19 protein-coding genes and 1 pseudogene are annotated in these 21452 nt (G+C 37.3%); 14 read left to right on the top strand and 6 right to left on the bottom strand.

From position 1 onward, the window contains the following. Positions 1–688 precede the first annotated feature (688 nt). The 4 genes and pseudogenes from IC621_RS06160 to IC621_RS06145 all read right to left on the bottom strand — a co-directional run bounded on the left by IC621_RS06160 (position 689) and on the right by IC621_RS06145 (position 3782). Positions 689–1258: pseudogene (locus tag IC621_RS06160) on the bottom strand (permease). A 119-nt stretch (positions 1259–1377) separates the two neighbouring features. Then, complete coding sequence (locus IC621_RS06155; RefSeq protein WP_191156772.1) at positions 1378–1956, bottom strand: TetR-like C-terminal domain-containing protein; 579 nt, start codon at positions 1954–1956, stop codon at positions 1378–1380. A gap of 19 nt (positions 1957–1975) precedes the next feature. Continuing rightward, positions 1976–2689, bottom strand: coding sequence for an MBL fold metallo-hydrolase (locus tag IC621_RS06150; RefSeq protein WP_191156770.1), 714 nt, complete (start codon positions 2687–2689; stop codon positions 1976–1978). A 220-nt stretch (positions 2690–2909) separates the two neighbouring features. Next, complete coding sequence (locus IC621_RS06145) at positions 2910–3782, bottom strand: pentapeptide repeat-containing protein (RefSeq protein ID WP_191156768.1); 873 nt, start codon at positions 3780–3782, stop codon at positions 2910–2912. A 305-nt stretch (positions 3783–4087) separates the two neighbouring features. On the opposite strand from IC621_RS06145, the gene IC621_RS06140 reads away from it, so the two are divergent. Both IC621_RS06140 and IC621_RS06135 read left to right on the top strand, forming a co-directional pair. After that, positions 4088–4756, top strand: coding sequence for a YdeI/OmpD-associated family protein (locus IC621_RS06140; RefSeq protein WP_191156766.1), 669 nt, complete (start codon positions 4088–4090; stop codon positions 4754–4756). Between the two features lie 559 nt (positions 4757–5315). Beyond that, complete coding sequence (locus IC621_RS06135; RefSeq protein ID WP_191156764.1) at positions 5316–5660, top strand: c-type cytochrome; 345 nt, start codon at positions 5316–5318, stop codon at positions 5658–5660. Positions 5661–5750: 90 nt separating this feature from the next. Here IC621_RS06135 and IC621_RS06130 read toward each other — a convergent pair whose 3' ends face one another. After that, on the bottom strand, positions 5751–6011 hold the full coding sequence (locus IC621_RS06130; RefSeq protein WP_191156763.1) for a hypothetical protein: 261 nt from the start codon (positions 6009–6011) through the stop codon (positions 5751–5753). A 444-nt stretch (positions 6012–6455) separates the two neighbouring features. Here IC621_RS06130 and IC621_RS06125 point away from each other — a divergent pair, with 444 nt between their 5' ends. The 7 genes from IC621_RS06125 to IC621_RS06095 all read left to right on the top strand — a co-directional run bounded on the left by IC621_RS06125 (position 6456) and on the right by IC621_RS06095 (position 14549). Continuing rightward, on the top strand, positions 6456–7235 hold the full coding sequence (locus IC621_RS06125; RefSeq protein WP_191156761.1) for a glycerophosphodiester phosphodiesterase: 780 nt from the start codon (positions 6456–6458) through the stop codon (positions 7233–7235). Positions 7236–7643: 408 nt separating this feature from the next. Further along, positions 7644–8633 (top strand): LacI family DNA-binding transcriptional regulator, encoded by a 990-nt coding sequence (locus IC621_RS06120; RefSeq protein ID WP_191156759.1) that lies wholly within the window; start codon positions 7644–7646, stop codon positions 8631–8633. Positions 8634–9195: 562 nt separating this feature from the next. Next, entirely contained in the window at positions 9196–10170 is a 975-nt protein-coding gene (locus tag IC621_RS06115; RefSeq protein ID WP_396652979.1) for a substrate-binding domain-containing protein, read from the top strand. 76 nt (positions 10171–10246) lie between these two features. Further along, positions 10247–11758 (top strand): sugar ABC transporter ATP-binding protein, encoded by a 1512-nt coding sequence (locus tag IC621_RS06110; protein ID WP_191156755.1) that lies wholly within the window; start codon positions 10247–10249, stop codon positions 11756–11758. Further along, the gene (locus IC621_RS06105) at positions 11751–12731 is read left to right on the top strand and encodes an ABC transporter permease (RefSeq protein WP_224752342.1); all 981 of its coding nucleotides are present in this window, start codon (positions 11751–11753) and stop codon (positions 12729–12731) included. The genes IC621_RS06110 and IC621_RS06105 overlap by 8 nt, the downstream gene beginning before the upstream one ends. Positions 12732–12743: 12 nt before the next feature. Then, positions 12744–13811 (top strand): Gfo/Idh/MocA family protein, encoded by a 1068-nt coding sequence (locus tag IC621_RS06100; RefSeq protein WP_191156752.1) that lies wholly within the window; start codon positions 12744–12746, stop codon positions 13809–13811. Between the two features lie 249 nt (positions 13812–14060). Further along, positions 14061–14549 (top strand): PaaI family thioesterase, encoded by a 489-nt coding sequence (locus IC621_RS06095; RefSeq protein ID WP_191156750.1) that lies wholly within the window; start codon positions 14061–14063, stop codon positions 14547–14549. A 193-nt stretch (positions 14550–14742) separates the two neighbouring features. On the opposite strand, the gene IC621_RS06090 is transcribed toward IC621_RS06095, so the two are convergent. Further along, a complete protein-coding gene (locus tag IC621_RS06090; protein ID WP_191156748.1) occupies positions 14743–15915 on the bottom strand; it encodes an MFS transporter in 1173 nt (390 codons plus the stop codon). A 446-nt stretch (positions 15916–16361) separates the two neighbouring features. On the opposite strand from IC621_RS06090, the gene IC621_RS06085 reads away from it, so the two are divergent. The 5 genes from IC621_RS06085 to IC621_RS06065 all read left to right on the top strand — a co-directional run bounded on the left by IC621_RS06085 (position 16362) and on the right by IC621_RS06065 (position 21425). Then, positions 16362–17228 carry a MurR/RpiR family transcriptional regulator gene (locus IC621_RS06085; RefSeq protein ID WP_191156746.1) on the top strand — a complete coding sequence of 289 codons (867 nt, stop codon included), beginning with the start codon at positions 16362–16364 and terminating at the stop codon, positions 17226–17228. 158 nt (positions 17229–17386) lie between these two features. After that, on the top strand, positions 17387–18424 hold the full coding sequence (locus IC621_RS06080) for a DctP family TRAP transporter solute-binding subunit (RefSeq protein ID WP_191156744.1): 1038 nt from the start codon (positions 17387–17389) through the stop codon (positions 18422–18424). Between the two features lie 71 nt (positions 18425–18495). Next, complete coding sequence (locus IC621_RS06075; RefSeq protein WP_191156742.1) at positions 18496–18990, top strand: TRAP transporter small permease; 495 nt, start codon at positions 18496–18498, stop codon at positions 18988–18990. 15 nt (positions 18991–19005) lie between these two features. Next, entirely contained in the window at positions 19006–20283 is a 1278-nt protein-coding gene (locus IC621_RS06070; protein ID WP_191156740.1) for a TRAP transporter large permease, read from the top strand. 104 nt (positions 20284–20387) lie between these two features. Further along, positions 20388–21425: a zinc-dependent dehydrogenase gene (locus IC621_RS06065; protein WP_191156738.1), complete on the top strand. Its 1038-nt coding sequence runs from the start codon at positions 20388–20390 to the stop codon at positions 21423–21425. The last annotated feature ends 27 nt before the right edge of the window (positions 21426–21452 follow it).

Raw genomic sequence — 21452 nt, 5'->3', positions numbered from 1 at the left:
ATACGAATGCAGCCTTTTTCTTGAGGCCGCATTCTTTTTTTGTGATTTCAGAAAGTTTAAGTAAATCAAAGTGTTAACGCATAAAAGTTACTTGTCATTGTCCAGCTCCAAGCGCCATCGACCCTTAAGTTATAAGCCAATCCGAGAAAAAGGTTAAAGAACAACCTTTCTGCCGGCTCGTCTTATGCTTGTCGCCGATAGACGGGCGCTCTACGCTTTTCGTTCTAATATTAGAATTTATATGTTATCTCATTATTGGCGGTTTAATAACAATATATGGAATCTGTACACTACTTAGATATGATGATCTATGTCGAATAATCGATATTTTGAGATTTTCGAAGATAAGTCTGCCAATTTCGTAGAAAAATTACAGATTTCGAAGATATAAGGGGAAAAATCGAAGATAAGTTCGATAGGTGGGTGATCAAGAGCAAAAAGCTATTTGTTATGGAATGAACAAACAGAAATCGTTTGAAATATGGTCAAAATGAAGCGAGTACCCTAAAGAACTAGATAAAGAGTATAGAAAAAAATCAGCTCTTTCCCTGATTTCATCAATTTCCACCTCGGACCTCACACCTTCTGAAAGATGCGTAGCGTTTTTCTTGTTTTGATTATTTGGTTTACATAATAGAAAAAAATCTACTCGTACAATAAAGTAGATTATACGTAATGCTGTGTGGAATTAAACACCAAAAACACTCGTCACAAGAGATAATATTAACAATATGGCCATAAGCCCGCCTGCTGCAATAGCATGTTTTCTTTGATTTCCTTTGGCTTTTGGTACAAGGGAGCGATAATACAGGATAGAACCAATAATGACGAGAGCAAGCTCAACACCCATACTGATAATGGGAAGTTTCCATAGTCCTAGTCCTAGTAGTGGAAAATTCCCGAAAGCTCTAGGAAGGATGGCCATATCTGCTCGATGGACGAGTAGATCAAGGAGCCAGTGGCTGAAAACGACCGAGGAAATGACAATGCTTCCGCGTTTTCCCCAAAACCGCCAAGCTATTAAACCAGCAATGATTGAAATGATAAGTGCACTTATTAAAGAATGAGTATAATGAGCATGAATGATCACTTCACCATAACCACCACCTTCTATAAGCTCTTAGCCTTCAACACCTGCAATGAACAATGGAACAAATACAATATCTAATAATTGAGTACTTACCATAAGAACCCACAAAGGAACTTCCGGTGTTTTTGCTTTTACTGCAGCTGCAACTCCAAAATGGCCTGCAAACATTTTAGTTCAACTCCTTTTCAATTGAAGTACGAATTTTGCTATCAAATATCCCACAAACCACTGAAAATAGAAGCATAAATACGATAAAACTCATCATTGATCACTCCATTATTGATCTGCTATTTTTGCGACTTTATTTTATGAATGCCTGCAAGAAAGGTATCGATAAGGAGGGTGATGCTGACATCAATATCGATGGGGATACCAAAGGCTTTCTTTTGTTCAAGTGATGCGAAGCCATGTAAAATGCTGCGGAGTCCTCTAGACGCATGAATTGATTCTTCATCATTCAGTTCATAAGCATTTAATACGCGGACAACGAGATCCATGATTTTTGAACTTATATTTTCCAGAGCAGTGCTATAGAAATCAGCATTTGCCCATAGGGTTGCCTCATATAAACCAGGATGATCACGGGCAAAGCTAATATATGCTTGACTGATCGCATGAACAGCTTCATCTTTTGATCGGCCAATAGCTGCTTGTGACATCCTTTTATATAATTCCTCTAATCCATAAATAGCTAAATCCCTTTGCAAACCTTGTAATCCATCTACATGGTTGTATAAAGAAGGCGGGCGAATCTTTAATTTTTTCGCTAGTGTTGCTAAGGTTAAAGAATATACTCCATCTGTATCAACAATTTCTGTTGCGGCTCCTAAAATGATATTTAAATCTAGTCCTGCTCTAGGTGACATATTCATTCCTCCAATTTTTTCAACTGATTGTTTTTTCAAGCTTATGAATGGCGAGTTCAAATATACTAGCAGGCTGCTTGATCATTTTCCCATGTCCAACGGCAAGAAGAGACGGCTTTTGATTTTTAATCTTCTTCGCGCTTTTTAATGACTCTTCCTTATTCCAAGTCGCCATTGCTGGGAAAGGAAATAATAGTTTTAAATGCCCAGAAACAGCTATTCCCCCACGTGTTTGAAAAGCGTCTCCAGCAATGATTGCGTTCGTTCTTTCATCAATAAAAGACATTGAGCCTGGAGTATGGCCGGGTGTACTAATCGCTCTAAGCGAGCCAATTTGATCCCCTTCTTTAAGTAATACATCTGGTCGTGTTTTTACCTCTTCAGGCTTAGGAACTCCACCTTTTATAGGTGTTTGGTTTTCATTTTCATCTAAAGAGTGATCCCCTCTTAACAAGCGTTCGTCTCGTTTGGAAATATAAACTTTTGCATCAGGAAGTATATCCTTTAGCTTATCCAATGAGCCGATATGATCCCCGTGTGCATGTGTCAAAACAATTCGCGTTAGAGGCTTCCCTATTTTTTGAACTGTCTCTATTATGCTTTTACAGCTATTCGGCAGAGCAGCATCCACTAAAGTCAATTCATTTTTTTCTTCAACAATGTAGCAATTAACGGGAAAAAGTGCAGGGTAAAAGGTTAATTGATGAATAAAACCCTCTTTAACAACTTTCATTTTGTCTACCTTCCTTAATAATGTAAACTAATAATGTTAGTTTTATTTTAACTAATGATATTAGTTTTTAGCAAGCATTATTTTTATTTTTTTCTATAGGAGCACGTCAGGGATTTCGTATTTAATTAAATATGGTTATTTTAGTAACAAAAATCCCAACCTCTCATTAATAGCATAGAGAGATTGGGATATTTTAATGTTATTTTATTTGTTTTTTTGCTTAGGTAATAGACCAGTGTCCTGGGCGAGATAGCATTTGCGGTAATTTTGTGTGAGGATCGCCCTTCGCAGAATTAATCTGAACTTGAGTGAGAAAGATGCTATCGGTGAGATCAGCTCCACTAAGGTCGGCGTCTCGTAAATCAGCACCGATCAAGTCAGTCACTCTCAAGTCTGCCTCTCGGAGGTCCGCAGCAATAAGGTATGCTCCTCTTAAGTCCACCCCTCTGAGATCAGCACCTCGTAGATTTGCACCGATAAGATCGGCTCCTCGCCGATCGATTTTCCGACTTGTTTTGGAGCTCTTAAGTTGGCGCCGTGATTCCGTCCGCACTAGTTCGCTTGTTCTTAATAGTAGAGCGTTTACATCTGCTCGGTGTGATGGAACATCTAGCTTCATAAGTGAATCTGGACTAAGCTGAGTAAGTCGTACCGTCTCGTCGAGCGCCAAGTTAAGCTCTCTAAGAATCGGACGAGACGCTTTCAACGTCAGAGCTTCAGTCAGATACCAGAGCATCTCATGAAGCTGTTGCATAATTGGGAATACATCGAACATTTTCTTCGCCGTTTCTGGACCTTCATGCCAGTCCACTCCACTGAAAGTGACTTGAGAAACCTTTTGCCCTGCTCCAAAACAGTCAAAAACACTACATCCTTTATATCCCTGTTGTCTAAGATTTTTGTGAATACCGCAACGGAAGTCCGATTGCAGATTGGGGCAAGGCTTGCCAGCGTCTTTATCGATTGCAAAATCTGTCGAAGCTACGAAGGTTAGCGCAACACAACATAAGCCGAAGCAGTTCTCGCAGTCAGCATGAAGACTATTCCGACTTATGTCGTGTTTTGAGTTAGGATAATCATTATTCTCAAACAATACATGCACTTCCTTTGCTTCTGTTTTTCTTTCATATATTAATAGATAGATATATAGATTGATTCGTTTTTTTTGAGTCCAATGAGTAAAAAAAGTTTACCAACTTTCTAATATTATCACTGAATAATTTAACAGTCAAATATTGGTTATATTTAGAAAATAGGATTAATAAAACGGACTTTTAGTTATGGTCCCTCCAGAATGCTCGACTGATTACTCATATAAGACATTCCAAAAAGTTGCTAACGTAAAGGGAAACTTTTACACTAAAGAGGCAATAGAAAATATTTAACAGGTGGAAAACGATGACAAAAACAATAGTAGAAAAACTAAACTTACAAAAATATAAAAAAGCAGCTGTTCTGGATTTACCAAATGGTGCAGATTATTTAGCGGAGCTAACTGATTATGATACAGAGCTAACAGATTGTACTTATGATCTTATATTTGCTTTTGTGTTAGATATGGAGTCTTTAAAAGGTCTCGTAAACAAGGTTATCGAAAAAAATTATTTAAATAAAAACGGCTATATCTTTTTGGCTTATCCAAAAAAGGGAAATAAAGTATATCCCACGTATATTCACCGTGATGATTTATTAGATGGATTAGGTGCAGATGAAAATGGGTATGTTGGGGCAAGTAACATTAAATTTGCACGTATGGTAGGTTTGGATGATGTCTTTACGGTTGTCGGTTTAAAAGAAGACTCTCGAAACAAAAATCGCACATCTTCAAAAGCAAGTCAATGCGTAGATGATTATATTAAAATGATTCCAGATGTCGAAAAAGATTTGCAAGATACTCCAGATTTACTTGCTTTCTATCAGTCACTTACCCAAGGATACCGTAAAGATTGGGCCCGTTTTGTGTATAGTGCTAAGCAAGAGGCGACAAAAGCGAAAAGACGCGAGGAAATGAAAATGGTTCTTAGTGGGGGTTACAAGAGTATGGATTTATATCGGAAAGATAAATAATGAATTAAATTCTCGCTAAAACCTTCCCTGTATAAGAAATAATGTCCCCCTTTCTAGCATTATAAATATTACGTCCCTACTCCCTTTACTAACCAATAGTTTAGTTCGATAAATCCTTACGAATATTGCTTACTATCTTCAAAATGGTCAATGTAGTCATCAACTCATTGACTATTTTTTGTTAACTGAGATCGTTTAAGTTAAATAAAGTATTCACAGGCATGCATTCCAGCTATATTGACAAGTACTTTACTTTATAAAAATACAATTTTGCAAAATCTTCAAATAGTTTCCTTTATGACGGTTATACTATAAATACCCAAAATTATAGATGTTTCCTTACTTTCCTTAATAAATAATAGCTGTTCCCGTAAACTTTGCTGCTTTTGTGTGACAATTTCATTCATTTGGAAAAGGGTCATCAAAAGAGGTCAATGTGCCCGGGAATTTTTCTGGTTAGAATAGTAAAAAAGCAACAATCACTTAGAAAATAGCCTAAAAGAAAAGTTTTCACTCCATCGACCATTACAACCAAGAACTTCATCAGGGGGCTGCAATTATGAAAAAAATATGGATTACTTCTGTCATCAATATCGTTCTTGCGGGATGTTTAGTATTTTTATTGTTTTTTTACGAAGGCGCTCAACCTTCACAGCCAGAAGATGCTGGTGGTGGAGAAACAGCTGCCGGAAATCCAGAGGAAATTGTAAATAGCAACTGTACATCCTGCCATGGGAATAATCTACAAGGAGGATCTGGACCGCCTTTAGAGAAGGTTGGTGGGAAATATGGACAAAATGAAATAGAAGAAATTATTAATAATGGGAAAGGCGCTATGCCAGCAGGAGTTATTTCACAGGAAGAAGCTGCAATCGTGGCTGAATGGTTATCACAGAAAAAGTAATGGTTATATAGGTAAACATAATGAATTGGAAAATATAACACAAAACAGCCTCTTTCCATTGATGGAACCCAGGCTGTTTTATAAATTTATTTAGAAAAATAAAGGCCAATTAAATACGATAGACCAAATGATGGCATTAAATAGTAAGCCTATAGTAAAAACTGTCCAACGGTTTTTTTTGTTTTCCCAACAAGCTACAATGATGGCAAGTCCTATTGGGGCTCCGATAAAGGAAAGCCAAGGAAATGGATGAAAGGTTTTTAAACAAAAAATGCCAAAGCAAGCTGTTAATAATAAGGACAAAAAACCTTCACTTAATAATGATAGTTCAGTTCTGGTATGAGTGCTCATTTTTTCTCCTTCCAGTTAAAAGATAGTATATAAATATTATTTGTATCGTTTTGGTCTTTTTATGCAAATTTTCGGTTTCCTTAATGAACTATACAAAGGAGCAGAATCCTGCTGCTTTATACCGTCTGAAAAAAGCAAGTCAATGCATGAATGCTTCCTTCAGGTGAATAGGATACATAAGACAAATTATTTAGGCAGCTTTTTTTAATTAATTGTAAATTTTAACTAATTAAAACGCTTACTATTAATCTGTTTTAGCTTTTATGTAATGATTTTGTAAAAAATGTTTTATTAGAATAGATAAATGTTAAATTAATTCGAGAAAAGCAGCAAGAGGAGAATAAATCCAGGATCATATATTAGATAAAATAAAGGCAGAGGATAAAGCTTAATATTATGCTTTGTTCTCTATTCCTTTTTATCATAGAAAGGATAGGGTCGATCATGAAACAACCTAAAATATTTGGTCACCGCGGATGCATGGGAACCGTGCCGGAAAACACGTTATTAGGGTTCCGTCATGCATTAGAATTGGGTGTAGATGGTATTGAGTTTGATGTACAGCTAACGAAAGATGGCGAAGTAGTCGTCATTCACGATGAAAAAATCGATAGAACGACAGATGGAACAGGCTATGTGAAAGACTATACTTTAAAGGAATTAAAACAAGTCAGTGCTGGCGCCAAATTCTCAAATTTAGAATGGTTTGATAAAAATGTTTGGCGTAAAGAGCGTATACCGACACTTGTAGAAGTTTTAGAGTTGATTAAACCTTATCAGATTGAGTTAAATATAGAATTGAAAACAAATATTTTCCCTTACGAAGGTATTGAAGAAAAGGTTTTAGCAATTGTTCATCAATTTGATTATGCTGATAAAGTGATCTACTCTTCATTCCATTTACCCTCGATACTAAAATTGAAAAAAATAGAGCCAAGTGCAAACATTGCATGGTTATTAGTAAATAAACTAAGCAGACCTTTAGAATATGTTCAAAGTCTAGAATTAGAAGGAATACATCTCCATAAAGACCTATTATTAAAGGAAGTATATACTGGAAAAAGTACGGATGATTTTAGTATCAGAGTGTGGACAGTTAATAATGAAAAGGAATTAGAACACCTATCAAACATGGGTAACATAGAAGCCATTATGACGGATTTTCCAAAAAAAGCTATTTCCTTAAGAAATGCCAGGTTAACCCACATGATTCATCAAACTTAAAATTAAAGGTGTTGGCTAAGACGACACTCACCTGTTCAAGGAAAGCTTCGTTCAAAGTCATGAACCTCCTCCCTCTTTAGTTAGCCTGCTGATCACAAATTGGCAGGCTTTTTGTCTATTCGCTGACCTTGCTAATTTTTTGATACGAAGAAAGTATTACTGCAGAGATTAGCGACACTCCCCCAGCTTTTTTTGTCGAAAAAATCGATATAAAAAACACCAATTTCAATGAAAAAGTTCCTTCTCCTTTGTAATCAATTACATTTCTAACACATATAAATTCATTTGGGGTAATAAAAAAGTCTGATTTTAACCAATTTTCTGTATTGACAGATAATTAGGCATATATTACTATCAAAATGTAATCGATTACAAAAATGGTACCGCCAAAGAAAGTAGGATAAAAAGATGGCAAACATTCAGCAGGTTGCTAAACAGGCGGGAGTTTCCGTAGCAACAGTTTCTAGAGTATTAAATGGGCAAAGTACAGTAACTTTAAAAACAAGAATTAAAGTTGAAGATGCGATTAAAAAATTAAATTACGAACCTAGTATGCTGGGCAGAAATTTAAGGAACTCAGAAAGCAGGATTCTATTAATATTAATTCCGACCATTTTCAACCCTTTCTATTTAGAAGTCATTAAAGGGATTGAAAGCATTGCCATCAGCCAAAATTATAATATTCTTTTATGTGAAACGGATTCAAATCCTGAAAGGGAAAATATATATTTTGATTTAGTTAGGAAAAAGATGGCGGATGGGATTATTTCGATGGATCCGGCTGTAAATGCCGATAAATTAACAAAACTGGCTGAAAAGCATCCGATTATTCAGTGTAGTGAATACTCAGTTGATAGCGGCATTCCATATGTAACGATAGATAATGAAGAAGCATCCTATCGGGCAGTCAAGCATTTAATCAAAATTGGTCATGAAAAAATTGCTCTGATAAATTCAGATGAAAAATATCTATATGCAAGGGAACGTAAAATGGGTTATCAGAAAGCTTTAGAAGAACATCATCTGCCTTTAAATAAGGATTACATCTTTCATACCGAGCAGCTAGGGTTTGACTATGGCCAACAGACAATGAAAAAAATATTAAATCTAAAGGACCGCCCAACTGCGGTATTTGCTGTATCTGACCTATTGGCTATTGGAGCATTAAAAGAAATCAACAGTAATGGACTGCACGTACCGAAAGATATAGCGGTTGTAGGATTCGATAAAATTGATTTTTCCAATATGACAAATCCTACTCTAACTACAATAGCCCAGCCCATGTATAAGATGGGGAAAATTGCTGCGAAAATGTTGATTAATAAAATAAAAGGTGAAGAAGTTGAAAGTATGATATTAAATCATGAATTAGTTATACGCGAGTCTACTTTAGGATAAGGGAGTTTCATACTTTGTTGATATATATACAAAGTAATAGTTCGAGATCCGAGAGTCTGAAATTGAGAGGTCAGAGGTTAAATTACATGCACAAATCTGTTAAGGCAGCTAAGACCAGCGCTTTGCTATTAAAATAGCTGTTTTCGTAAACATTGCTGTTATTGAAACAAGGTCTATTACTTCGAGATTAAAGGTATCTCTTGAGGCAGGAGCCGAGAGGTGAGACTTAAAGCAATCGGCCAATCCACGGTTGCCATTAGGTTCCTCTTATACCTTAAAAGCAACAAACACATAGAAAAGGGCCTAAAAAATTTGATAGCTGAGCGCTGGCCTTAGATGTAAATGTAATCGGTTACACAAAAGGGGAGCAATTAAGGAAAGGCTGTTTTCACAAACTTGTTGTTATCTGCAACAAAGCTTCTCACTTCAAGAATAAATTATTTCTTGAAGTGAAAGGTGAGAATAGAAGCAATCAATGATTCGTCGATTGCCTTTATTTAAGACCCATTATTTGTAAATAACAACAATCTTTTAGAAGAGGGCCTAACAAAAAAACCAAGGGGTGAAATTTTTGAAGAGATTACTAGTTTTATGTTTGTCTTTAATGACAGTCATTGTATTAGGAGCATGCAGTCAGGAGGAAAGCAGCGCAAGCGGCGATGGAGACGATAATTTAAAAATCGGTATTTCATTACCATCTGCAACACACGGTTGGATGGGTGCATTAATTGAAGAAGCAGAAAATCAGGCGAAGGAACTGAAAGAAAGTGACGGTATTGAGTACGTGATGACCAATGCGGCTGATCCGAACAAGCAAGCAAACGATGTCGATGATTTAATCTCACAAGATGTTGATGTTATTGTTATGCTTCCAATCGAGTCAGCGGCATTATCTCCAGTAGGTCAAAAAGTAAAAGATGCTGGTATTCCATTAGTCATCGTTGACCGTGAATTAGAAAATGATGCAGCAACTGTGGTTGTAAAGGGTGACAATGAAGGTATTGGGGTAAATGCCGGAAAATATTTTATTGAGCAATTGAAAGGGAAAGGAAAAGTTGTTGAAATTACAGGCCCGCCTAGCTCAGTAACCGAGCAACGCGGTGCAGGTTTTATAGAAGCTATGGAAAGTGAAGATGGGATTGAAGTGATCGCTTCCCAAAGCGGAGATTTTTCAACTGAAAAGTCTTTGGAAGTTATGCAAAATATTCTACAAGCTCATTCGCAAATAGATGCTGTTTTCACACAGGATGATGGAATGGCACTAGGTGTGCTCCAAGCAATTAAAGAAGCTGGCCGTGAGGATATTAAATTCGTAACAGGTGCCGGCGGTGGCAAGGGAGTTTTTGAAAATATTAAAGAAGACGGCTTAATCTCGGCAACATTCCTGTATTCGCCAACTATGGTGAAAGATGCAGTGAAAATTGCAGCAGATTTGGCAAAGGGTGAAGAACCAGAAGAAACGATGGTTATCAAAGAAGCTACTAAGGTTACAAAAGAGAACGTTGATGAGCATTACAATCCGGATTCCAAATTCTAATAAGATTCAGGGAAATGCAATAGGTGTGTAGACAGTTATTGTATTTCCTCTTTTCCTATAAAGGAGAGATAAAAATATGGCTGCTAATCCATTGTTGACAATGACCAATATTGAAAAGTCTTTTAACGGTGTACCTGTTTTAAAAAATGTATCACTGAATGTGGAACGGGGAGAAATTCATGCTTTGCTTGGGGAAAATGGGGCTGGAAAGTCTACCTTGATGAATATATTAGGAGGTGTTCACCAACCAAATAAAGGGACCATTCACATGAATGGCATTGATGTGAAAATGGCAAATCCAAGAGTTTCACAAGACAATGGGATAAGCTTCATCCATCAAGAGCTTAATGTGGTGCCTGATCTTAAAGTCTATGAAAATATGTTTTTAGGTTCTGAGCTTAGAAATAAGTTAGGTTTTTTAAAAGTTGAAGATATGTGTAACCATTCAAATGAAATTTTAGCTAAGCTCGGGGTTAAAGTTAATCCGAAAGAATATGTTCGTAATTTAGACACCTCCTATAAACAATTAATTGAGATTTCAAAAGCCTTGCTGCATAACTCTAAGCTTATCATTATGGATGAACCAACAACCTCACTTGCAGAGCATGAAGTTGAACGGTTATTTGAATTAATGAAGAACCTCAAGAAATCTGGCGTTTCTATTATTTATATCTCCCATAAGCTCAAGGAAATTAAGAAAATTTGTGATCGTTATACCGTTTTACGTGACGGAGAATTAGTTGGGACTGGCAGGATCGAAAATGAAAGCCTAGAAACAATCACCAAGCTGATGGTTGGAAAGACAATTTCTGAAGAGCGATTCATACAAGGTCATTCGTTTGGTCCAATTTTATTAGAAGTGAAAAATTTAAGTGATGGATTATTTAAGAACATTCATTTTACAGTCCGAAAAGGTGAAATTGTAGGCTTCACTGGTCTAGCAGGGGATGGCAGAACAGAGCTTTTTGAAAGCTTATTTGGTTACCGTAAAAAATACACCGGCGAGATAAAAATAAAGAATCAGGTTGTAAAAGTAGATCATCCGCGAAAAGCCTTAAAAGCAGGAATAGGGCTTGTTCCAAAGGATCGAAAAGAAAATGCGATCATTAAAGATTTAAGTGTTATCCATAATTTGAGCTTATCTTCGATTGGCAACTTTGAAAAGACCGGATTTATCCAAGAGAAAATAGAAAAGGAGAAATTCGAGTTCTATAAACAAAAACTGAACATAAAAGTACACAACCCCAGCATCACCATTGACAAGCTGAGCGGTGGGAATCAACAAAAAGTAATCATTGCAAAATGGCTTGAAGTTAATACAGAAATTATTATTTTTGATAACCCGACACAGGGTATTGATGTAGGAGCGAAACGAGAAATTTATCAGCATATCGTTGAATTAGCAGAGCAAGGAAAAGGGGTCATTATTTTATCTTCAGAAGCGCCAGAAATCTTAAAAATTTGCCATAACATTCATGTGATGTACCAAGGGGAAATAACAGCCAGGTTTAAGGGAGAAGCAGCAACTGAAGACAAAATTATGAGTTATGCTACTGGCTCGAAAAGGGAGGCCGAAAAAATTGGCTAATACAGTTCTGAAAGAATCCAATCAGCAAACAAAATCAACAACTACAAAAAGCCGCCTTTCCTGGCTATGGGCAGAATATAGTGTCATTATTGCATTCTTAATTATATTTATAGCTGCGGCAATGATCAGTCCTAGATTTCTAGATATCAATAATCAACTCAATATATTAATGCAGGTTTCGATAATCGGTATTGTTGCATTAGGTATGACCGTTGTTATGCTTTCCGGCGGTATTGATTTATCAGTGGGTTCTGTCCTTGCATTTGTCGGTGTAATGACTGTTCTAGCCTTAAACGCGTCAGGAAGTATTCTTGTTGCTATTTTAACTGCATTATTCGTAGGTTCTTTTGCAGGTTTTTTAAATGGATTAATGGTCGCAAAAGGCAAAATTGCTTCGTTTATTGCCACGTTAGGTATGATGGCTGCAGCGCGGTCAATCGCATTATATATTGCTGACGGCGGAAGCGTCTCAGGGGAAGTCTCCGGATTCACCGCTATTGCAAACAGTGATATCGGAATTGTCGATTACCCTATCATTATTTTCCTGATTATGACCATGCTTGTCTATCTATTAATGCATAAAACTCGTTTCGGCCGTTATGTATATGCCCTTGGCAGTAATGAAAAGGCTGCGCTTCTTTCAGCCATTCGTGTAGATCGTGTTAAGCTTGGGGTATATAGCTTGGCAGGCTTGTTAGTAAGTGTGGCGGCTATTATTGAAACCTCCCGCCTCAATTCTATTTCGTCGTCCAGTTCAGGGATGGCATATGAGTTAGATGCTATCGCGGCTGTCATCATTGGCGGTACAAGAATGACTGGAGGCCGGGGTAAGGTGATCGGTACTTTGTTTGGTGTGCTGATTTTAGGGATTCTTAATAACATGATGAACTTAATGAATGTTTCTCCTCACCTTCAGGGATTTGTAAAAGGATTAATTATCATTGTTGCTGTTGTTTTCCAAAAGAGAGAATAGGGGGAGATTCGCTTGCGTCGTATAAAAGCAGGTATTATTGGATGTGGATCGATAGCTAAAAATCGTCATGCACCTGAATATAAAGCCAATCCATATGTGAACGAAATGGTTTTTTATGACAGAAATCCAGAACGGGCTGCAACGCTAGCTGACATGTTTGGAGGCAGCACAGCACACTCCGTTGATGAATTATTAGCAGATTCCACTATACAGGTTGTTAGTGATTGCTCATCAAATGAATACCATCACATCTTTTCTACGAAAGCATTACTTAATGGTAAGCATGTTTTATGTGAAAAACCAATTTCTCTAACAATCGACCAAGCAAACCAAATAGTCGAGGCCCAAAAGAAATCAGGCAAAATATTAATGGTAGATCATAACCAGCGATTAACCCGCGCGCATCAAAAGGCTAAAAAAATGATTGAAAATCAAGTGCTTGGTAAAGTCCTTACGTTTAGAACTACTTTTGGACACAAAGGGCCGGAGCATTGGGGAATAAATAAAACAAACGGGACCTGGTTTTTTAAAAAGGACCGCTCGGGCTTTGGGGTAGCAGGTGATTTAGGTATCCATAAAATTGATTTATTGCATTACTTATTAGATGACGAAATTGAGCAGGTCAGCGCCTTTCAAGGATCGCTCCACAAAGTCACTGAAGCCGGAGACCCCATCGAAGTATGCGATAACATTGTTTGCAGCTTAAAGACGAAACAAGGACGTTTAGGGACAGCTTCTTTTTCCTGGACATATTACGGGGAAGAAGACAATAGTACAATTATTTATTGCGAAAATGGTATTCTGAAAATATACCATAGTCATGAATATCAATTAGAAGTCATTACAAAAGATGGAGAAAAAATAAATTACAAATTAGAAAACATCCAAACAAACGACAACCAAACAAACAGTGGGATAATCGACGCATTTATCGAATGTGTACGCCTTGACAAGCCTCCAATTGTTTCAGGTGAGGAGGCACGATCTTCATTAAACGTAATTCTTGGCATGCTAGAAGCAGCAGAAACAAATAGGGTTGTTACGGTGAGTAGTAGCATAAGCAGCATTAAGGTGAATTAAGCTTTGAAGAATTTTAAAAAGATTACTGAATAAGAAGAGGATTCTTTCATTTGTGGGCTAGCAGGACTAATGTCATGAATGAGAATGAAAAGTGCAAGGATGTTAGCTCTTCGTCGACAAGCCCATAAGACTAGCCACTCTTACCTCCCAGGACTGGTCTATTGTGAACCTGCATTTTTGTTAGAATAAATTTCTTGATCTAGTGTACTAAAAAGTAATTAATATGTCATTCTATTCTGAGGTGAAATAATGGAGGAGAAGGTGCAAAAAGCAATTCAAGATGATTATCCGGATGATTTTGCATGGTGCTATGGGTGCGGCGGGTTGAATAAAAATGGCCATCATTTTCGAACTGGCTGGCTGGAGGATCGAACTGTTACAATTTATACGCCGCTTCAAGACCATACCGCAATTCCCGGCTTTGTTTATGGCGGAGTGATTGCATCGTTAATTGACTGTCATGGAACTGGTTCAGCTGCATTGGCGCTTCATCGGAAAAATGGCCATGAACCAGGGGATGGAGCGGAACCGCCTCGGTTTGTTACTGCTTCGTTAAATGTAGACTTTATAAAGCCAACACCTCAAGGAGTCACACTAAAAGCCATTGGGACTGCAGAAGAGATACACCCGAAAAAGTGGAAAGTTCATACAGAGGTATTTGCGGATGAGACGCTTTGTGCACGTGGAGAAGTTGTTGCTGTAGTGATCCCTAGTACCTTTATAACAAATAAGAAATAGGTAGTCTTTATAGTAAGAAATCAGCTCTTCCGCTGATTTCTTTAAATCCCACCTCTGACCTCTCATTTCTAGAGGTGAGAAGTGAGAGGTGAGATTAGAAGTAATCGGCGAGACACCGATTGCCTTATTTTCAGTACACACACCGATAAAGCTATCCTGGAATATCTAAGGAACAGCAACTTCTAAATTTCTCCTATTCAACAACTTTCTTGGATGCAATTACAAAATAAACAAAGAACACACCGCAGGCTAAACCTAAGAACCCATATCCGCCGAAAATATCAAACTTTGAAGACAAAAAACCGAAGCCTAAGCCTGAAACGATAAGCACTGCATTCAATCCTAAAGACTGAAACGAATCAATCGTCGCTCTCATGGAGGAATCAATTCTATGATGTAAATAACCGTTTGACAGTGGTTCAATGATCCCGGAAAACAAACATATTAAGAAAATTACCGCCAAACCGGTATAGTCCTTCATTACCGATAAATAGAAAAACCCTGCAGCAAAAACAGCCGTCACCACTGACAACAGAGTCCTGCAGTTGAACCGTTTTTTCAACACATGTGCAAATAAATTCCCAGGAACTCGGATAAACATAATTCCTGCTGAAAACAGCCCGAAATATATCACTGGAATCTCGAGTCTATTTAAATAAAGCTGCCAGAATTCATCAATGAAATTTAACGCTGCTCCTGTAACCATGCCTGAAAGAACCACAAGACAAACTCCTGGATTTTTTCTGAAAAAGAATACAGAGGCTTTTATATATGTTTTAATCTCTACCTGCTCATCGGTACTACTTTTAACAAAAGGATCAACCAACGTCATTGCAGCACACACGGAAACAAGCATGCTTACAAAGGATATCCAATAGTTTAACTCAAATCCAAATCGGTTTGCCAAAAAACTCCCACACATTGCTGCTATTATGGCTGATGTGAAATCCCATACATTTAACCGGCCTAGATATTTTTCGAAAGATTGCTCATTCCCGCTTAGCAATAATGAATCATAGAGCATTGCATTTTCCGACCCGCTGCTTGCAGAACGGCCAATTCCTGCTAGAAAAATGGCTGCTGCAAAATGCCAAAACTCTGTTGCAAACAACAGAATAAGAAACATGAAACATTCCAATAAAGCACTTAATACGATCATTTTCTTTCTGCCCCATTTATCGGCAATGATCCCTGTTGGAACTTCAAGTAAAACGACGGTTATCGCAAATATAATTTCGGTATATACAACCATCTGGATGCTCATGCCTCTCTGTTCCCAGAACAACCGTTCAATAACATAAGCAGGAATAAGGTTGTAAAAGAATCGATTAGCATATAATTTCCAAATATTATCCATATAATTCATGATATAGCCCCTCTCATTTTTGATTGCACTTTGTCAATCAAATCATGGAGGTGCTCGGGGAACTAGAAATTCTAAAGGTTAACAGGGAGGTCTTGCATTTGTCATGTCAACAGCTCCTTTTTGTATATAGTTCAACATTTACTTTAAACAAATAATAAGTCAGTGGAAAAAAATGGTCAAGAAAAAGCTGCATCATTGATTGTCATACAATATGCTGTATCATCGACCCTGGACATCTTCGAATGGTATTCGATCGTCCAAGTATAACAGGTCCAGCTGTATGATAGGGGCCATAAAATATGGGAATAAAAGGTTTTCTAAACAAATAGAGGTATAATCCATAGATTCCACTTTAGCCCCATTTACCAGAATTATTTGTCATTATAAAAATATCTAACTATAATGAAAATAATAAAATTTTTAAACCAAATGAAGGAGGACTTCTTTTGAATCAACTAAATATCAATACAGCTCCTGGTCTTTTTGCAAGAATAGATGCAGTGATGTCCAAGCTTAGGGGAGCAGAGAAAAAAATCGTTGCTTATATTGAAAGTAACAGAGAAGAAATTATTCATTTATCAATTACAGAGGTTGCAGAAAGAAGTCATACAAGTGAATCTTCTGTGGTCCGGTTATGCAAACGCTTGGGTTATAAAGGGTTCCAAGACTTGAAAATAAACCTTGCAAGAGAGTTTATAGCACCTGAGAAGCAAATTCACGAAGTAATTGAAAAAGGTGATAATGTTGTAACCATAAAGAAAAAAATCTTTCAATCCAATATTCAAGCTCTTTATGATTCATTGGAAGTTTGTAATGATGATGAACTGGAAAAGGCAGTAAATGCGATCTCCCAAGCAAAGCATATTGAAATTTATGGAACAGGAGGGTCTGGGACAGTCGCTAAAGACGCACAACATAAATTTTTGAAATTAGGCATTAAATGTTTTGCCCACATAGATGGAGTTTTACAATCAATGTCAGCGAGTGTTCTGGATAAGGATTCTGTTGTTATCGGAATTTCACATGCTGGATCCAATACTGATCTCTTACATGCAATGAAACTGGCAAAAGAAGAAGGTGCGACACTAATTTGTATTACGAATTCTTCTAAATCGCCGATGACTCAAATTTCTAACATTCATTTGCTTACTGCTTCTAAAGAAACAATGTTCCGAACTGATGCGATTTCCTCAAGAATTGCCCAGCTTACTATAATCGATATTTTGGTAGCTTCAGTTGCAAATCGGAACTATGAATATTTCTTTAGTAAATTAGAGAAAACAAGGAAATCCACCATTCACAAAAAGCTTTAACAACTCAATATGAAAAAAATATCCACATTTTTCGAAAAAAGCTTGAAGGAAATTACCACCACGTGTTATCCTCTAATTATCAGAAAAGTTCGATAATGGAATTTCACTCAATCAATATAGCTCTCATATTGAACTGTTCTTTAAGGGGAGGAATAACAGTGAAAAAATTATTTGTCATTTTGACAGCGATTACATTGATTTGTGTACTAGCAGCATGTGGTGGGAAGGAAACAAGCGGCGGGGAAGCTTCAGCTAAAGTTGAAGCGGTTACATTTAAATTAGCAACTCCTGATCCTGATGATTCAGACGTAACTGTAGCAGCAAACGAGCTGGCAAAGGTTGTAGAAGAAAAAAGCAACGGAAAGATTAAAATTAGTGTCCATGCTAATGGCACATTATATGGTGGGGACCCAGCAGCTGCTATTAAACAGCTTGGGGCAGGCAGTCTGGATATGCTGGCTCTTTCCTCTTCTTTATATGCAAATTTTGAGCCAAAGTATAGTGCGATAAGTATCCCTTATCTTTTTAATGACAAAGAACAGTACGTTTCGTTTATCAATGGTGATCCCGGGAAGAAACTATTGGATTCAGTTGATCAGCTGAATATAAAGGCACTTGGATATTGGCCTCGAAACTTTAGACAAATTACAAACTCTAAAGGGCCAATCGAAAAGCCGGAAGATTTAAAAGGGGTTAAATTAAGAGTTCCTAATAACCCGTTATGGGTAGAATTCTTCAAAAATACCGGTGCGGTTACCACACCAATGGATTTCAGTGAAGTATACAATGCATTACAGTTAGGTGCAATCGACGGCCAAGAGAATCCGCTGAGTGTTATCAAAGCGGCAAAAATGAATGAAGTTCAGAAATATACAACCATTTCCAACCATATGGCTGATGCTTGGGTTGTTGGAATTAACAGCAAAAAGTTTAATCAACTTTCAGAAGACCAACAGAAAATTTTGCTGGATGCCGTAAAAGAAGTTCAATCATGGAAATTAGATTATGATGAAAAAGAAACAGAGGAAACCATTGAATTTTTGAAAGATCATGGCGTGAAGGTAAATGAATTAACATCAGAGCAACAACAAAAATTTGTAGATGTTTCTAAACAAGCCTACCCAGAATTCAAAAAACTTGTAAGAGATGACGCTTTCTTTGAGGAAGTTTTAAAATTTGTAGGAAAAAACGAATAAAAGATTCATAGGACAGAGGATATCAAGAGGTCTGTGATATCCTCACCTTTTAATAAAAAGGAGGCAGCAATATGGTTGACGACCAAGATAAGCAAAAAGAAGAAGTGCCGGCTGTATGGAAATATTTTAATAATATCTCAAATCTTTTTGCCCTCTTAACCACAGTTGTCGTTTTTATCGTAGTCATGATTCAAATTATTGGAAGGTTGATTGGTCACTCTGCTCCATGGACTGAGGAGGTAACGAGACTCATTTTTCTTTGGATGGTTTTCTTAGGTATCGGCATTGGATTTAAAGAAGCTGAGTCAGCCAGAGTTACTGTACTAGTTAAGTATCTACCCAAGAAAGCTTCTATATGGATTTATTCTATCGGTACTATAGGCTTCTTCCTTTTTATGCTATATGCCGGAATAGAATTGATGCAGCAACAGCTTTTGATGAATGAAAGGAGTTCTGTATTATTAATCCCGATGTGGCTGATCGGTATCAGTGTTCCTTTATCAGCGGTTATCGGCATAATCAATACGATACAATCCTTAATTTATCATCGAAATCTCTTGAACTGAAAGGAGTGAAGCTGGGTGTCATTATTTTTACTAGGTTTATTTTTTATTCTGATGTTCATAGGTATACCGATTGCTGCATCTTTAGGAATTGCCGTAGTAACAACCGTTCTACTGTTTACGGATGTTCCGATTAATATTGTGACACAATCCATGTATAGTTCGATGAATAGCTTTCTTATGGTTGCGGTACCTCTGTTTATCCTAGCTGGAATCATCATGGAGGAAGGGGGAGTAGCCGACAGAATATTTGACTTTTCAAAAAGTATGGTTGGATGGATGACGGGCGGTTTAGGCCATGTAAACATAATTGCGAGTTTGATTTTCGCCGGGATGGCCGGCTCATCTGTTGCAGACATTGCTAGTACAGGTCGGATACAGATTAATGCGATGGTAAAAAATAAATACACTTTAGAATACGCAACAGCATTAACATTGATCACCTCTATGTTAGCCACCATTATCCCGCCCAGTATTTTAATGATCATCGCTGCATCAACTGCAGGAGTTTCTATAAGTGCTGCTTTAGTTGGCGGACTTGTTCCAGGGGTAATCATTTCGATTCTCTTTATGGTATATAACCATTATTATTGCAAAAAGCATAATCTTGGTGAGCGAATAAAATTTGATATAAATGACTTGAAAGTGAAATTTATTAAGGCCATGCCCGCTTTATTAGCTCCAATCATATTGCTTGTGGGAATTTTAATTGGATACTTTACCCCTACTGAAGCAGCAGCCATCGCTGTATTTTATATGCTTTTTATCTCCTTGTTTGTTTATAAAGATATTACGTTCAGGCAACTCCCAGATATATTTTTTAGAACAGCAAAGCTATCAGGTACCATTCTTTTTATTGCGGTTACAGCAAAACCGGCAAGCTGGGTGTTTGAATACGACGGACTTCCAAGCAGAGTGGCCTCATTCATTGGTAATATAAGTGACAGCCCATTCATTATTATGACTCTACTATTTATCTTTTTAGTTATTGTCGGTATGTTTATGGATGCGACAGCCGCTATTTTCATACTTGTTCCTATCATTATGCCAACGGTCCACGCGGTTGGAATAGATCCTGTTTTTTTCGTAGTCTTTTTGGTTATTCTTTTGTCATTTGGGCTTATTACACCACCGATAGGGATCTGTTTATATGCTGTGTGTAACATCACAGGACTCAAATTGGAAAGGGTCACAAAAAGTACCATGCCCTGGATTTATTTCACGTTTGCAATCTTGTTTGTCTTCGTTCTCATACCAGAGCTTATTACAGAACCTTTAAAATGGTTTGGTTTTTAGAAGTTCATGAAAGGGTTTTTTATGTAAATAAAAATGAAGGAAATTTCCTTCAACACTTATTTGCATTTGAAAATAGATTTTTTAATCAGATAGGAGTGTAAATCATGAAGGCAGCAATTTTCCATGGGCCAAACAGCCTTTCACTTGAGGAGGTACCTGTCCCGGATATTAGTGATGATGAGGTTCTTATTCGAGTAAATGTCAGCGCTGTATGTGGGACAGATGTCCGCATCTTTTTGGGAAAGAAAACAAAGGGAGTGCGCACCCCTTCTATCATTGGCCATGAAATCGCAGGAACTGTGGCAGAAGCTGGAGCCAATGTTACTGAATTTAAGCCAGGCGACCGTGTTGGTGTTATACCCGTCATTCCTTGCAGGAAATGTTATTACTGCTTAAACAGCATGGAAAACGTCTGCCTAAGCCGTACTGCCATTGGTTACGAATTTGACGGCGGTTTTGCTGAATACTTACGAATACCTAAAAAAGCCTTAGAAGCTGGTAATCTAGTAAAGCTGCCTGATCACTTATCGTTTGAGGAAGCTGTCATTACAGAACCGCTTGCTTGTTGCTTGAATGGAAATCGTAAAGCAAATTTAAAGATCAATGACGTTGTTGTGGTAATTGGCGGGGGTCCAATCGGACTAATGCATGTTCAGCTGGCAAAGATTGCAGGAGCAAGTAAAGTGATTGTAAGCGAATTAGTTGATCACCGCAGAGATAGAGCTATTAAAACTGGCGCTGATGTTGTGGTGAATCCAGAGCAAGAATCTCTGCATGATATTGTCATGAACGAAACAGAGCAGCTTGGTGCGGATGCAGTAATTATGGCGATTGGGGCCTTACAATTAGTTAATAACTCTGCTGGTTTATTGAAAAAAGGCGGGACATTAAACTTATTTGCCGGGTTCACAAAGGATGTGATGTCAGAAATAGACCCTAACTTAATTCATTACAATGAAATCACGGTAAATGGTACTTCAGCTTTAACTCGTTCAGATTACCATAAAGCGCTGTCTTTAATTGCTTCAGGACAAATCAATACAGAAGTATTGATATCAAATGGTTATACATTAAACGATATTCAACAAGCTATTGCAGACGTTCGTGATGGTAAAGGAATGAAATCTGTAATCAATATCTAATCTATAACCTATTAAAAAATTAAAATG

The sequence above is a fragment of the Metabacillus arenae genome (assembly GCF_014773385.1).
GTDB lineage: Bacteria > Bacillota > Bacilli > Bacillales > Bacillaceae > Metabacillus_D > Metabacillus_D arenae.
This window is presented reverse-complemented; position numbering and strand designations above follow the sequence as displayed.

Excerpts from the sequence above, each read along its gene's own strand:
- IC621_RS06155 (WP_191156772.1), bottom strand. The coding sequence starts at position 1,956 with ATGTCACCTAGAGCAGGACTAGATTTAAATATCATTTTAGGAGCCGCA.
- IC621_RS06150 (WP_191156770.1), bottom strand. The coding sequence starts at position 2,689 with ATGAAAGTTGTTAAAGAGGGTTTTATTCATCAATTAACCTTTTACCCT.
- IC621_RS06140 (WP_191156766.1), top strand. The coding sequence starts at position 4,088 with ATGACAAAAACAATAGTAGAAAAACTAAACTTACAAAAATATAAAAAA.
- IC621_RS06135 (WP_191156764.1), top strand. The coding sequence starts at position 5,316 with ATGAAAAAAATATGGATTACTTCTGTCATCAATATCGTTCTTGCGGGA.
- IC621_RS06130 (WP_191156763.1), bottom strand. The coding sequence starts at position 6,011 with ATGAGCACTCATACCAGAACTGAACTATCATTATTAAGTGAAGGTTTT.
- IC621_RS06125 (WP_191156761.1), top strand. The coding sequence starts at position 6,456 with ATGAAACAACCTAAAATATTTGGTCACCGCGGATGCATGGGAACCGTG.
- IC621_RS06120 (WP_191156759.1), top strand. The coding sequence starts at position 7,644 with ATGGCAAACATTCAGCAGGTTGCTAAACAGGCGGGAGTTTCCGTAGCA.
- IC621_RS06110 (WP_191156755.1), top strand. The coding sequence starts at position 10,247 with ATGGCTGCTAATCCATTGTTGACAATGACCAATATTGAAAAGTCTTTT.
- IC621_RS06095 (WP_191156750.1), top strand. The coding sequence starts at position 14,061 with ATGGAGGAGAAGGTGCAAAAAGCAATTCAAGATGATTATCCGGATGAT.
- IC621_RS06090 (WP_191156748.1), bottom strand. The coding sequence starts at position 15,915 with ATGAATTATATGGATAATATTTGGAAATTATATGCTAATCGATTCTTT.
- IC621_RS06075 (WP_191156742.1), top strand. The coding sequence starts at position 18,496 with ATGGTTGACGACCAAGATAAGCAAAAAGAAGAAGTGCCGGCTGTATGG.
- IC621_RS06065 (WP_191156738.1), top strand. The coding sequence starts at position 20,388 with ATGAAGGCAGCAATTTTCCATGGGCCAAACAGCCTTTCACTTGAGGAG.